The sequence below is a fragment of the Variovorax sp. MHTC-1 genome, from assembly GCF_003984645.1.
In the GTDB taxonomy this organism is placed as follows: domain Bacteria; phylum Pseudomonadota; class Gammaproteobacteria; order Burkholderiales; family Burkholderiaceae_C; genus Variovorax.
This window is the reverse complement of sequence record NZ_RWKI01000012.1, coordinates 102,804-114,814: the sequence shown is the minus strand read 5'-3', so window position 1 is coordinate 114,814 and position 12,011 is coordinate 102,804. Positions and strand designations below refer to the sequence as shown.

The 12,011-nt window shown below is 68.7% G+C and carries 13 protein-coding genes; 4 read left to right on the top strand and 9 right to left on the bottom strand.

Annotated features, from left to right (window positions below):
- Nucleotides 1–3: 3 nt before the first annotated feature.
- Both EJI01_RS19665 and EJI01_RS19660 read right to left on the bottom strand, forming a co-directional pair.
- Nucleotides 4–309 carry a hypothetical protein gene (locus EJI01_RS19665; RefSeq protein WP_126838811.1) on the bottom strand — a complete coding sequence of 102 codons (306 nt, stop codon included), beginning with the start codon at nt 307–309 and terminating at the stop codon, nt 4–6.
- Entirely contained in the window at nt 306–1,193 is an 888-nt protein-coding gene (locus tag EJI01_RS19660; RefSeq protein ID WP_126838810.1) for a LysR substrate-binding domain-containing protein, read from the bottom strand. Before EJI01_RS19660 ends, EJI01_RS19665 begins: the two co-directional genes overlap by 4 nt.
- 121 nt (nt 1,194–1,314) lie before the next feature.
- On the opposite strand from EJI01_RS19660, the gene EJI01_RS19655 reads away from it, so the two are divergent.
- A complete protein-coding gene (locus tag EJI01_RS19655) occupies nt 1,315–1,722 on the top strand; it encodes a sel1 repeat family protein (protein ID WP_126838809.1) in 408 nt (135 codons plus the stop codon).
- A 3-nt stretch (nt 1,723–1,725) separates the two neighbouring features.
- Here EJI01_RS19655 and EJI01_RS19650 read toward each other — a convergent pair whose 3' ends face one another.
- The 5 genes from EJI01_RS19650 to EJI01_RS19630 all read right to left on the bottom strand — a co-directional run bounded on the left by EJI01_RS19650 (nt 1,726) and on the right by EJI01_RS19630 (nt 5,501).
- Nucleotides 1,726–2,538, bottom strand: a complete 813-nt coding sequence (locus tag EJI01_RS19650) for a phytanoyl-CoA dioxygenase family protein (protein ID WP_126838808.1) — start codon at nt 2,536–2,538, stop codon at nt 1,726–1,728.
- Between the two features lie 6 nt (nt 2,539–2,544).
- Nucleotides 2,545–3,585 (bottom strand): MBL fold metallo-hydrolase, encoded by a 1,041-nt coding sequence (locus EJI01_RS19645; RefSeq protein ID WP_126838807.1) that lies wholly within the window; start codon nt 3,583–3,585, stop codon nt 2,545–2,547.
- A gap of 14 nt (nt 3,586–3,599) precedes the next feature.
- Nucleotides 3,600–4,259, bottom strand: coding sequence for a peroxiredoxin (locus EJI01_RS19640; protein WP_126838806.1), 660 nt, complete (start codon nt 4,257–4,259; stop codon nt 3,600–3,602).
- A 93-nt stretch (nt 4,260–4,352) separates the two neighbouring features.
- Nucleotides 4,353–4,517, bottom strand: coding sequence for an FmdB family zinc ribbon protein (locus EJI01_RS19635; RefSeq protein WP_126838805.1), 165 nt, complete (start codon nt 4,515–4,517; stop codon nt 4,353–4,355).
- A gap of 63 nt (nt 4,518–4,580) precedes the next feature.
- A complete protein-coding gene (locus EJI01_RS19630; RefSeq protein ID WP_126838804.1) occupies nt 4,581–5,501 on the bottom strand; it encodes a LysR family transcriptional regulator in 921 nt (306 codons plus the stop codon).
- A 171-nt stretch (nt 5,502–5,672) separates the two neighbouring features.
- On the opposite strand from EJI01_RS19630, the gene EJI01_RS19625 reads away from it, so the two are divergent.
- The 3 genes from EJI01_RS19625 to EJI01_RS19615 all read left to right on the top strand — a co-directional run bounded on the left by EJI01_RS19625 (nt 5,673) and on the right by EJI01_RS19615 (nt 9,517).
- A complete protein-coding gene (locus tag EJI01_RS19625; protein ID WP_126838803.1) occupies nt 5,673–6,869 on the top strand; it encodes an acyl-CoA dehydrogenase in 1,197 nt (398 codons plus the stop codon).
- A gap of 131 nt (nt 6,870–7,000) precedes the next feature.
- Nucleotides 7,001–8,245 (top strand): CaiB/BaiF CoA transferase family protein, encoded by a 1,245-nt coding sequence (locus EJI01_RS19620; RefSeq protein WP_126838802.1) that lies wholly within the window; start codon nt 7,001–7,003, stop codon nt 8,243–8,245.
- A gap of 135 nt (nt 8,246–8,380) precedes the next feature.
- Nucleotides 8,381–9,517 carry a Fic family protein gene (locus EJI01_RS19615; protein ID WP_126838801.1) on the top strand — a complete coding sequence of 379 codons (1,137 nt, stop codon included), beginning with the start codon at nt 8,381–8,383 and terminating at the stop codon, nt 9,515–9,517.
- A gap of 8 nt (nt 9,518–9,525) precedes the next feature.
- Here EJI01_RS19615 and EJI01_RS19610 read toward each other — a convergent pair whose 3' ends face one another.
- Together EJI01_RS19610 and EJI01_RS19605 are read right to left on the bottom strand one after the other, a co-directional pair.
- Nucleotides 9,526–9,990, bottom strand: coding sequence for a CopD family protein (locus EJI01_RS19610; protein ID WP_260602523.1), 465 nt, complete (start codon nt 9,988–9,990; stop codon nt 9,526–9,528).
- Between the two features lie 22 nt (nt 9,991–10,012).
- Complete coding sequence (locus EJI01_RS19605; protein WP_126838800.1) at nt 10,013–12,010, bottom strand: amidohydrolase; 1,998 nt, start codon at nt 12,008–12,010, stop codon at nt 10,013–10,015.
- Nucleotide 12,011: the final 1 nt, after the last annotated feature.

Here is a 12,011-nt window from a genome sequence, read left to right as displayed (position 1 = left end):
AAGTCAGGGCCCACTCTCCGGTGTGAAGCGCAGGCTGAAGGCCGCACAGAATTCCGGGGTCCCGCTGATCGACAGCGTGACCGTGCGCCAGCCGTCTTCCTGCATGTCTTGCAGGTCGTAGTCCCACTCGCCGCCGTCGCCCACCGGGCCGCGGCGATCCGGAAAGCTGGCGCTCGCCCAGTCGAGCACCAGAGCGATCTCGGCATCCACCGCTGCCGCCTGCTCCGGCGCCGTGGCGGCCATCGCGTCGAAGACGCCGATGCCTTGCGTGTCCTCGCTGTAGTCGAAATCCAGATAGCTCAGCGTCATGGCGCCGCCAGCAGATGGCGCAGCATGAGCTGCGCGTTGGAAGGCAGATCCTGGCGGCGGCGCACGCAGACCATCAGGTTGCGCACGGCCCAGTCGTCGGTGAGCGCGATGCCGGCGATCTTCATCGACCGGGCGCAGCGCGCGGCCACCGTCTGCGGCACGATGCCGACGCCGACGCCTTGCTCGACCATGCGGCAGACCGCTTCGAGATTGCGTACCCGCACGCGGTAGGCGAGCCGCCGGCCCAGGCGCTTCGCGTTGTGCGAAACGAGTTCCTGCAGCGGGCTGCCGCCGGTCAGGCCGACGAATTCGCGGCCCGCGACCTCGCGCAGCGCCGCCCGGCGCCGCCTCGCCAGCGCGTCGCCGCGCGGCACCACCAGCACCAGGTGGTCCTCCCTGAAGACGAAGGTCTCCAGGCCGGCCAGATCGACCGCGTCCGACACGATGCCGATGTCGCCGAGCTCGCTGCGCAGCGCCTCCACGATGTCGTGGCTGGCGCGCTCCTCCAGATCCACCGAGATGCGCGGATAGAGCGCCAGGAAGCCGCTGAGGGCCTCGTGCAGATGTTCCGTGAGAGCCGAGGTATTGCACAGCAGCCGCACATGGCCCTTGAGCCCCGCGCCGTACTCGCCGAGTTCGCTGTGCATCCGCTCCATTTGCAGCAGCACGGCGCGCGCATGGTGCAGCAAGGTCCGGCCGGCCTCGGTCGGCGCCACGCCGCGCGGGTCGCGCAAGAGAAGGGCCACGCCGAGTTCGGCCTCCATGCCGCGCACGCGCTCGCTGGCCGAGGCCAGCGTCATGTGCGTGCGCTCCGCGCCGCCGGTGATCGTGCCGGCCTCGACGACATTCCGGAAGAGCCGCAGGTCGGTGAGATCGAATCGCATGGCAGCCACCGTATCACGCAGCCCTCAGCCACTGCCTGAGGCTGCGTTCGCAACTTCCGCATTTCAGAGAAGGCGGTGGCGCAGCAGACTGGGCGCTTCCATTGCTTTCAAGGAGAGATCGATGAAGAACAGCGAATGGCATGCAAGCCTGCGGATCGGCTGGCGCTGCGCGTGGGTCGCAGCGACGCTGGCGCTCGCCCTCACATCGATTCCTGCCGTTGCCGGCGAGGCCGCGGTGCCGCTGACCCCAGAGCAGCGCTTTGCGCTGGCGCTGGAGGCGCAGACCGAGAAGGACTACCTCGCCATGCTGCGCTGGCTGCGCACCTCGGCGGAAGCCGGCTTTCGCCCCGCGCAGGAGATGCTGGGCATGGCGCTGCTGGGCGGACCGGCGCTGTTCGGCAACGCGGTGCAGCGCCAGCCCTGCGAAGCCCTGGGTTGGTTCATCCGCGCCGCCGACCAGGGCAGCGAGATCGGCCAGGCGCATCGCAATCTGCTGAACCGCCAGCCGCTGGGCCGGCGCTGCCGTTGAAGCTCAGCCGGCCGCCCGCCGATGGCCGACGTCGAAATCGTTGCGCCCGCTGCGGTCCACGCCCTTCAGCAGCCACAGCGGCCGCTTTGCGAAGTTCACCGCCACGCCGGTCTTGCCGTCGGCCGGCCGCAGGTTGCGTTCGAACACCGAGGTCGAGGGCATGTAGCGCAGCGCGACACCGGTGCGGCGCTTGTCCGAGGTGTTGGCCTTGGCGCCGTGGATCATGTAGACGTCGTGCAGCGACACCTGGCCGGGCTGCAATTCGAGATCGACCGCTTGTGCCTCGTCGAAGCTGCCGGCCGCCATGCGCTGGTTGAGCGTGAGGTCGTCGCGGTCCTCGTGCAGGTGCGGATGCAGCACGCCGCCCAGGTGCGAGCGCGGGATCACGCGCAGGCAGCCGTTCTCGATGGTCGATTCCTCCAGCGCCACCCACACCGTGCAGTTGGCCAGCGGCCGGATCGGCCAGTAGTGGCCGTCCTGGTGCCAGGGCGTCTCGTAGCCCTCGGCCGCCGGCTTGCAGAACACGTGGCACCCCCAGAGGACCACGTCCTCGCCGATCACGCCCGAAACCAGCTCGACGATCTCCGGGTCCATCGCGAGCTCGAGGAACTGCCGGCTGCCCCGCACGCCTTCGCCGTTGTCGCCCTCGACATGGGCCGACACCAGCTTCTCGGGCCGCACGCCGGGGTTGTTGCGGATCAGCGCATCGAGCGCCTCGCGCATCTGCGCGACGCGCGCCGGCGGCAGCCGGAACTGCGGGATCACCCAGCCTTCGGCCTGGTAATGCGCGATTTCCTGGGCGGACAGACGGGCCATGTTTGCTCAAGGCTCCCGCCCGGCCTTCAGCGGATAGCCCGCCTCGCGCCAGGCCTTCATGCCGCCGTCGAGCGCGACCGCGTGCAGGAAGCCCATGTCGCGCAGCGTCGCCGCCGCCAGCGTCGAGATGTAGCCCAGCTCGCAGCAGCTCAGGATGCGCCGCGTGGGATCGGGCAGGTCCTGGTTGACGCGCAGCTCCAGCTGGCCGCGCGGCAGCAGGCGCGCGCCGGGCACGTGGCCGGCCTCGTAGGCGTCGCGCTCGCGAACGTCGAGCACGATGAGATCGTCCTCGCCGGCCTCGACGCGCGTCTTGAGCTCGGCCAGCGACATGAAGGGCACCGTCGCGCTCGCCTCGGCCAGGAGGCGGGCCACCGTCTTGCCGCCGCTCATGTTGGTGCGCAGCGCCTCGGTCACATGCGTGGGCATCGTGAGGTTGAGGCCCCTCATCATCTCGACGAACTCCGCGCGCTCGCGCTTCTGCAGGCGCGGGTTCGATGCCAGCTCCTCGCCGATGGTCGAATGCGTGCGGCCCTTGTAGTCGTGCGCCGGGCAGACCTTGAGCGCCGGGTCCAGCCGCAGCACGCGGTTGAACAGGCTGTCGTAGAGCGCTTCCGGGTCGCCGCTGGGCAGGTCGGTGCGGCCGGTGGCGCCGATCAGCAGCGTGTCGCCGGTGAACAGGCGGTCCTCCACCTGCAGGCACATCGAGTCGGACGTGTGGCCGGGCGTATGGATGGCCTGCAGCCTGAGCTTGCCGAGCACGATCATCTCGCCGTCGCCGATGCGCATGTCGACGAAGGGCGCGGGACTCTTGCGGTGCATCACCACCGGCACCTTGAGCTGGCGTGCGAGCTCGTGCGTGGCCGAGAAGTGGTCGGCGTGCGTGTGGGTGTCGATCAGGTAGCGGATGCGCACGCCGTCGCGGGCGGCGAGCGCGATGTAATGGTCGATCTGGCTCAGTTCCGGATCGATCAGCACGGCGGCGCAGCTCTGGTCGCAGCCGACCAGGTAGGACTGGCAGCCGCCGGTCGCGACCTGTTCGAAGACCATGCGGTCCGCCGAGCTCAGCCGGGTTGCTTGACCACCCGCAGATAGGGCTTGGGCGCGTCCCAGCCGCCCGGGAACAGCTTCTTGGCGTCGTCGTCCGACACCGAGCCGGCGATGATCACGTCCTCGCCTTGCTTCCAGTTCACCGGCGTGGCGACCTTGTGCTTGGCGGTCAGCTGCATCGAGTCGAGCACGCGCAGGATTTCGTCGAAGTTGCGGCCGGTGGTCATCGGGTAGGTCAGCATCAGCTTGATCTTCTTGTCCGGGCCGATGACGAAGACCGAGCGGACGGTCGCGTTGGTGGCGGCGGTGCGGCCCTCGGAGGTGCCGGGCTCTTCGGCGGGCAGCATGTTGTAGAGCTTGGCCACCTTGAGCTCGGTGTCGCCGATCATCGGATAGGTCGGCAGGTAGCCCTGCGTTTCCTCGATGTCCTTGGACCAGCGGTCATGGGCATCCACCGGATCGATGCTGAGGCCGATCAGCTTGGCGTTGCGCCTGGTGAACTCGGGCTCGATCTTCGCCATGTAGCCCAGCTCGGTGGTGCACACCGGCGTGAAGTCCTTGGGGTGCGAGAACAGGATCGCCCACTGGTCGCCGATCCATTCGTGGAAGTTGATTTCCCCCTTGGTCGTCTTGGCCGTGAAGTTGGGGGCTTCGTCGTTGATGCGCAGTGACATGTTCGCTCCTTTGAAAAGAACTGATCGACAACAAACACCTGCCGCCGGCGACGGGGCAAGCCTCGAAACATAGAAGAGCGGCGGGCCGGATGCCTAGCTCTTCTTGGATGTCCTGGCAAAGAACTGTGTCGGCTGCGGCTGGACCGCCTCGCTGCCGCATTTGGGGCAGCGCAGCTGGACGGTCGCATGCTCGGCAACATGTTCGGCGTGCTCGAAGACCTCGCCGCATTTCTGGCAACGGTACTGGTAGGTAGGCATCGCGCGTCTCCATCCTTGGCCGGGGACCCGGAGTTGAAAGACGATTTTGTTCCTATTCGCTGTTCATGTGGTAGTCCCTGCCGGGCCGGCCACGCACTGCTCGATCAGCCACCGGCGAAAGAGGCCGAGCGCGGGCCGTTCGTCACGGGTCGCGGGCGTCACCAGGAAATAGCCGCGCTCCGCACGCAGGGGCCGGTTGCAGGCCACGACCAGCTCGCCGCGCGCCAGCTCGGGCTCGATCAGCATGCGCGGCATCAGCGCCATGCCGAGGCCGTGCGCGGCAGCGATCGCCAGCATCGAGAACAGCTCGTAGCGCGGCCCGCTGCGCGCGCGCGGTGCATCCACCCCCTGCGCGGCGAACCACTGGTGCCAGCCGTCGGGCCGGGTGCTCTGCTGCAACAGCGGCAGCCGGGCGACCACGGCAGGCGAAAGCTGCTTGCGCGGCGCCATCAGCGCCGGGCTGCACACCGGCACTACGTCTTCATGCAGCAGAAGAGTCGATTGCGTGCCCGCCCAGTTGGCGGTCTGCGCGCTGGTGCCCGCGTAGAGCGCGGCATCGAAGGGGGTGTCGGTGAAGAGGAAAGGACGGGTGCGCGTTTCGATGTGCACCGTGATGTCGGGATGCAGGGCGGCGAAGCCGGGCAGCCGCGGGATCAGCCAGCGCGTGGCGAAGGTCGGCACCGCCGCAAGCTGGAGCGAGCCGCCCAGGCCCTGGCGCGCCATCGCGTCGAGCGTGTCGCGCTCCATGGTGTCGAGCTGGCGTGCGATCTGGCGCGCGTAGTCGGCGCCGCCGGGCGTCAGGGCGACGCCGTGGCGCGTGCGGCGGAACAGCGCCATGCCGAGGAAGTCTTCCAGCGCCGTGATTTGGCGCGACACCGCGCTCTGCGTGAGGGCGAGCTCCTGCGCGGCGCGCGTGTAGCTCTCATGGCGCGCGGCGGCCTCGAAGCAGATCAGTGCCTGGGTGGAGGGGATTTTTCGACGCATGGTATGCGGGCGCTACATAGTTGAAGCAAGGGCGCTGCCAATGGCGTGGCGTTCCAGAATTGTGCTCTGAAGTGAGCAGAACGCATAACTGGGTGTGGAATCCTCGTTTGCGCTCGCCCTGCCACGCGCTTACGATCGGCTCAACCCCAAGCCCTATACCGGAGACCACACATGGCCCACGCCGCCTTTCACTGGGAAGATCCCCTGCTGCTCGACCAGCAGCTCACCGCCGACGAACGCATGGTGCGCGATGCCGCCAACGCCTATTGCCAGGAACGCCTCGCGCCGCGCGTGCTCGACGCCTTCCGCACCGGCGAGACCGATCCCGCCATCTTTCGCGAAATGGGCGCACTCGGCTTGCTGGGCCCGACGATTCCCGAACAGTACGGCGGCCCCGGCCTCAACTACGTCTGCTACGGCCTGATCGCGCGCGAAGTCGAGCGCGTCGATTCGGGCTACCGCTCGATGGCCAGCGTGCAGAGCTCGCTGGTGATGGTGCCGATCAACGAGTTCGGCACCGAGGCGCAGAAGCAGAAGTACCTGCCCAAGCTCGCCACCGGCGAGTGGATCGGCTGCTTCGGCCTGACCGAACCCGACCACGGCTCCGACCCCGGCAGCATGGTCACGCGCGCCAAGAAGGTGGCCGGCGGCTACGCGCTCACCGGCGCCAAGATGTGGATCAGCAACAGCCCGATCGCCGACGTGTTCGTGGTCTGGGCCAAGGAGGTGAGCGAGAGCGGCACGGTCGGCCCGATCCGCGGCTTCGTGCTCGAGAAGGGCATGAAGGGTCTGAGCACCCCGGCGATCCACGGCAAGGTCGGCCTGCGCGCCAGCATCACCGGCGAGATCGTGATGGACAACGTGTTCTGTCCCGAGGAAAACGCGTTTCCCGAGGTGCAGGGCCTGAAGGGCCCCTTCACCTGCCTCAACAGCGCGCGCTACGGCATCTCCTGGGGTGCGCTCGGCGCCGCCGAGGACTGCTGGCACCGCGCCCGCCAGTACACGCTGGACCGCAAGCAGTTCGGCCGCCCGCTCGCGGCCAACCAGCTGATCCAGAAGAAGCTGGCCGACATGCAGACCGAGATCACGCTGGGCCTGCAGGGCTGCCTGCGCCTGGGCCGCATGAAGGACGAGGGCACGGCCTCGGTCGAAGTCACCTCGCTGCTCAAGCGCAACTCCTGCGGCAAGGCGCTCGATATCGCCCGGCTCGCGCGCGACATGATGGGCGGCAACGGCATCAGCGACGAGTTCGGCGTGGCGCGGCACCTGGTCAACCTCGAAGTGGTCAACACCTACGAAGGCACGCACGACATTCACGCATTGATTTTGGGCCGCGCCCAAACCGGCATTGCAGCGTTCGCCAACTGATGTGATGCCCACCCCCGTTGCTTGCTCACTTCGTGTAGCCGCCTCCCCCCTCAAGGGGGCGGCGCGGCCGCTTCGGGCGGCCGTGCGCGGCGCGCCCCTGGAATGATGCTGGAAGCTGAAGGGTTCCATCAATGAATGCATCCTCCTCGCATGCTGCGTTGGACGGCATCAAGGTTCTCGACCTCTCGCGCGTGCTCGCCGGTCCGTGGTGCACGCAGATCCTCGCCGACCTGGGGGCCGATGTCGTCAAGATCGAACGCCCCGGCGTCGGCGACGACACGCGCACCTGGGGGCCGCCCTTCCTGAAGGACGCGCACGGCCGCGACACCGACCAGGCCACCTACTTCACCGCCTGCAATCGCAACAAGCGCTCGGTCACCATCGACATGGCCTCGCCCGAGGGCCAGGCGCTCTTGAAGAAGATGGCCGCGCAGAGCGACATCGTGGTGGAGAACTTCAAGACCGGCGGCCTGAAGCAGTACGGCCTCGACCACGAAAGCCTGCGCGCGGCCAATCCGCGGCTCATCTACTGCAGCGTGACCGGCTTCGGCCACGACGGTCCGCATGCCTCGCGCGCCGGCTACGACCTGATGATCCAGGCCACCAGCGGCATGATGAGCATCACCGGCCGCCCCGACGACGTGCCCGGCGGCGGCCCGCTGCGCGTGGGCGTGGCGCTCACCGACCTGTTCACCGGCGTCTACGCGTCGAGCGCCATCCTGGCCGCGCTCGCGGTGCGGCATCGGACGGGCGAGGGCCAGCACATCGACATGGCGCTGCTCGACGTCGGCATGGCCATCCTCGCCAACCAGGCCAGCGCCTTTCTCAACACCGGCGTCGCGCCCCAGCGCCAGGGCAACAGCCACCCGAGCCTGGCGCCCTACCAGGACTTCCACACGAAGGACGGCGCGATGCTGCTGGCCATCGGCAACAACGGCCAGTTCGCGCGCTTCTGCGAGGCGGCCGGCCATGCCGAGTGGGCGAGCGACCCGCGCTTCGCGACCAACACGCTGCGCGTGCGCCATCGCGAAGTGCTGATCCCGCAGATGGAGGCCGTCACGCGCACGCGCACCACCGCCGAATGGATCGCGCTGCTCGAGGACAAGGCCGTGCCCTGCGGCCCGATCAACGACATCGCCCAGGCCTTCGAAGACGAGCAGGTCAAGGCGCGCGGCCTCGCGGTGTCGATGCCGCGCCAGGCCGGCGACGGCATCGACCACATCGTCGGCGTCGCGAGCCCGCTGCGCCTGCAGTCCACGCCGCCGGTGCTGCGGCACGCGCCGCCGGCTTTGGGCCAGCACACCGACGAGGTGCTGGCGGAGCTGGGCATCGATGAAAAGCAGCGTGCGGCGCTGCGCGCGGCGGGCGTGGTCTAGCGGCGTGGTTCGCTGAGAGCTGGAGACGCGGAGTACGCGTCCGCCTCTGTCCTGCGGAGATTGCGCAGCCTATTCTCCGCATACTCTGCGGTAAATCATGCGGCGTTTGCGGAGAATAGGGCGCACAATCTCCGCATGAACAGCGGAGAAAGAGATGCAGGCGTCTATGTCTATATCTGGCAGCACTCCAGCTGGCCGCGCCTGCACTACGACCTGTCGCGTCTTGCCGCCCCGCTTGCTGCGGTCCACGGCGCCCAAGGCCACCTGCTCGGACGGATGACGGCCATGGGCATGCCGCAGCGCGATGCGGCCACCCTGCGCGTGCTGACCGACGACGTGCTCAAGACAAGCGAGATCGAAGGCGAGCAGTTGAACCCGGAGACCGTGCGTTCGTCCATCGCGCGCCGCCTGGGCCTGGACATCGGCGCGCTGGCGCCGGCCGACCGGCATGTCGACGGCGTGGTGGAGATGGTGCTCGACGCCACCGGCGCCGCTGCGCAGCCCCTGACGCGCGAGCGCCTGTTCGGCTGGCACGCCGCGCTTTTCACGACCGGCTACAGCGGTCTTTCGCCGATCCGTACCGGCGCATGGAGAGACGATGCGTCAGGGCCGATGCAGGTTGTGTCCGGTCCTGTCGGGCGGCGCAAGCTGCACTTCGAGGCACCGCCTGCCCAGCGGCTGGAGGAGGAGATGGCCCGTTTCCTCGAATGGTTCGAGCTGGCGCGGGGTGGCGACCCGCTCGTCCACGCAGGCCTGGCCCATTTGTGGTTCGTCACGCTCCATCCCTTCGATGACGGGAACGGACGCATCGCGCGTGCCGTGGGCGACATGGCGCTGGCCCGGGCGGAAGGATCCAGCCAGCGCTTCTACAGCCTCTCGGCCCAGATCCAGCGCGAGCGCAAGGACTACTACGAGATGCTGGAGCAGACGCAGAAGGGCACGATGGACGTCACGCCGTGGCTGGCCTGGTTCCTGGGCTGTCTGTTGCGCGCGGTCGAGGGCGCCGAGGCGTCGCTGTCCGCCGTGCTGGGAAGGCCACGCTTCTGGCAGCGCTGGGCCGAGACGCCGTTCAACGAGCGGCAGATCAAGCTCGTCAACCGCCTGCTCGACGGTTTCGAGGGCAAGCTGACGAGCAGCAAATGGGCCTCGATCGCGAAGTGCTCGCCCGATACCGCGCTGCGCGACATCAACGAGCTCATTGCGCTCGGTGTTCTGAAGAAATCCGACTCGGGTGGCCGGAGCACCAACTACGAGTTGAGTCCGTCGGCCTAAGGGGCGTCTCAGAACGCACGCCCGACGATCGCCAGCGCGAACACCGCCACGCCGAGCGCGAGGTTGAGCGCCACCAGCTTGCGGATGGTGCCGAGATTCGCCGCAGCCACCGGCCATTCGCGCGCCGCGACCGCACGCTGCAGGCGCAGGTAGGGCGCGAAGCGGACGTGCAGGAACAGGGCCATCATCACCAGCCCTACGCCGAGCATGGCATGCACGCTCCAGTGCACGCGCGCAAAGCCGCCCGCGAGCATCACCATCCAGAGACCGCTGGCGAGCAGGACGCCGATGGCGATGGCCACGCCGACGAAGAAGCGCGACAGCGTGTCCGCCATGAAGGGCAGCCGAAGCGGCGGCTCGAGCGTCGCCACGGCGGCGGGGCGAACGGCGAAGTGCATCGCGGCCATGCCGCCGACCCAGAAGGCGGCGGCGAGCAGGTGCAGGAACAGCAGGATGGCGGGAAGAATGGGCATGGCGAAGGGTAGAGCAAAAAGCTCAGATCGCCGCACACCCGCACTGGTAGCGCCACGCGCCCTGGTCGCCGATGATGATCGGCGCCGTTGCGGGGCTGCCGCAGCAGCCTATACCGTGCGACGCGGTGCGGCCGGCGCGGCGGTGCTGGTAGCCGCCGTAGACATTGACCGGCAGCCAGTCGGGCATCGGCTTGACGACGGCCGGCGCCTGCGCCGCGAAGGGCCCGCTCGCATGCACCACCTCGCCGCCGACCATGGTGAGCACGGCCGTGATGTCCTTGATGTCGTCCTCCTTGATCGCGAAGAAGTCGTCGGACAGCACCGCGAAATCCGCCAGCTTGCCGGGCGCGATCGAGCCCTTGCGGGCGTCCTCGCCGGTCAGTGCCGCACCCTCGAGCGTCCACATCCGAAGCGCGACCTCGCGGCTCACCAGGTTGCGCTCGGCGTTGAGCCGCGTGTCGCCCAATGTCTTGCCGGTCACCAGCCAATGCAGCGAGACCCAGGGGTTGTAGCTGGTCACGCGGCTCGAGTCGGTGCCGCAGGCCACCGGCAGGCCCATGGCGCGCATGCGGCCGATCGGCGGCGCATCGGCCGCGGCCTCGCGGCCCCAGGTCTGCGCGTACGCCTCGCCGTCGAGCGACATGCGGTTCTGGATCGCGATGCGACCGCCCATCGCGGCCACGCGCTCCATCGAGCGCGGCGACAAGCCTTCGCAGTGGTCGAGCGCCCAGCGCAGGTTCTTGAGCGGCACCTCGCGGTTCACCTTTTCGAGCACGTCGAGGATGCGCACGGCGGTGGCGTCGTAGCTCGCATGCATGCGGATCGGCCAGCCCTTGCCGGCGAGGTAGGTCGCCACCTCGGCCAGCTTCGATTCCATGATGGCGGGCGCCTGCGCGACGCTCTTGCCGAAGTTGGCCGGATCGGTCGCGGCCCACAGGATGTACTCGCCGGCGCCCACCATGCGCAGGTAGTCGTCGCCCTGGCCGGGCGAGACCTTCTGCGACCACAGCCGGTAGTCGTCGATCTCCTGGCCCGGGCGCTGCGCGAACAGGTTGTAGGAGATGCGCAGCGTCATCCGGCGTTCGCTCGCGAGCCGCTGGATACCGCCGTAGTGCTCGGGGTAGTTCTGCCCGCCGCCGCCGGCATCGACCACACTGGTCAGGCCCAGCCGGTTCATCTCGCGCATGTAGAGCTCGGTCGACAGCGCCTGGTCCGCATCAGACAGCTTGGGCACGCGCGCGAACAGCGCGACCAGCCCGCCCAGGCTGGTGGTATTGACCACCAGGCCGGTCGGGTTGCCGGCGGCGTCTTTTTCGAGGGTGCTGCCGAAGGGATTCGGCGTGTCGCGGTTCCAGCCGAGCACGCGCAGGGCCGCGCGATTCAGGAACGCGCGGTCGTAGAGGTTCATGACGAAGCAGGGCACCTCGCCGGTGGCGGCGTTGATCTCGTCCAGGGTCGGCAGCCGCTTCTCGCGGAACTGGTAGGGCGAGAAGCCGCCCACCACTTGCACCCAGTGCGGCGGCTGGGTGCGCAGCGCCTGCTCGCGCAGCATGCGCAGCGCATCGGCAAGCGCTGGCACGCCGTCCCAGCGCAGCTCCTGCGTGTAGGTGAGCCCGCCGCGAATGAAGTGCGCATGCGAGTCGATGAGGCCGGGCGTGATGCAGCGGCCCTCTGCATCGATGACGCGCGTGCGCGGGCCGATCCAGCGCGAGATCTCGCGGTCGCTGCCGACGGCTGCGAACTGCTCGCCGGCGATGGCGAAGGCCTGGGCGCGCGGCGTCTTCGCGTCCATGGTCGCGACGCGGGCATTCAGCACCACGGTGTCGGCCGGCGCCGCGGGCGAGGCGGTGGCGCAGCCCGGAAGCCAGAGGCTGGACAGGCCTCCAGCCGCAGCGCCAAGCGAGGTGCGAAGGAACTGCCGGCGATCAGGCGCCGCAACGGCGGCGTCTACGGCGTGCGCGCATTCCGCGTCGCACCAGTGCTGCCAGGCGCGTGACGACGCGCCACCGAACAAGCTCATG

What these genes read in the sequence shown, in the direction of transcription:
- EJI01_RS19665 (WP_126838811.1), bottom strand. Translation starts at nt 309, where the DNA reads ATGACGCTGAGCTATCTGGATTTCGACTACAGCGAGGACACGCAAGGC.
- EJI01_RS19660 (WP_126838810.1), bottom strand. Translation starts at nt 1,193, where the DNA reads ATGCGATTCGATCTCACCGACCTGCGGCTCTTCCGGAATGTCGTCGAG.
- EJI01_RS19655 (WP_126838809.1), top strand. Translation starts at nt 1,315, where the DNA reads ATGAAGAACAGCGAATGGCATGCAAGCCTGCGGATCGGCTGGCGCTGC.
- EJI01_RS19650 (WP_126838808.1), bottom strand. Translation starts at nt 2,538, where the DNA reads ATGGCCCGTCTGTCCGCCCAGGAAATCGCGCATTACCAGGCCGAAGGC.
- EJI01_RS19645 (WP_126838807.1), bottom strand. Translation starts at nt 3,585, where the DNA reads ATGGTCTTCGAACAGGTCGCGACCGGCGGCTGCCAGTCCTACCTGGTC.
- EJI01_RS19640 (WP_126838806.1), bottom strand. Translation starts at nt 4,259, where the DNA reads ATGTCACTGCGCATCAACGACGAAGCCCCCAACTTCACGGCCAAGACG.
- EJI01_RS19635 (WP_126838805.1), bottom strand. Translation starts at nt 4,517, where the DNA reads ATGCCTACCTACCAGTACCGTTGCCAGAAATGCGGCGAGGTCTTCGAG.
- EJI01_RS19630 (WP_126838804.1), bottom strand. Translation starts at nt 5,501, where the DNA reads ATGCGTCGAAAAATCCCCTCCACCCAGGCACTGATCTGCTTCGAGGCC.
- EJI01_RS19625 (WP_126838803.1), top strand. Translation starts at nt 5,673, where the DNA reads ATGGCCCACGCCGCCTTTCACTGGGAAGATCCCCTGCTGCTCGACCAG.
- EJI01_RS19620 (WP_126838802.1), top strand. Translation starts at nt 7,001, where the DNA reads ATGAATGCATCCTCCTCGCATGCTGCGTTGGACGGCATCAAGGTTCTC.
- EJI01_RS19615 (WP_126838801.1), top strand. Translation starts at nt 8,381, where the DNA reads ATGAACAGCGGAGAAAGAGATGCAGGCGTCTATGTCTATATCTGGCAG.
- EJI01_RS19610 (WP_260602523.1), bottom strand. Translation starts at nt 9,990, where the DNA reads ATGCCCATTCTTCCCGCCATCCTGCTGTTCCTGCACCTGCTCGCCGCC.
- EJI01_RS19605 (WP_126838800.1), bottom strand. Translation starts at nt 12,010, where the DNA reads ATGAGCTTGTTCGGTGGCGCGTCGTCACGCGCCTGGCAGCACTGGTGC.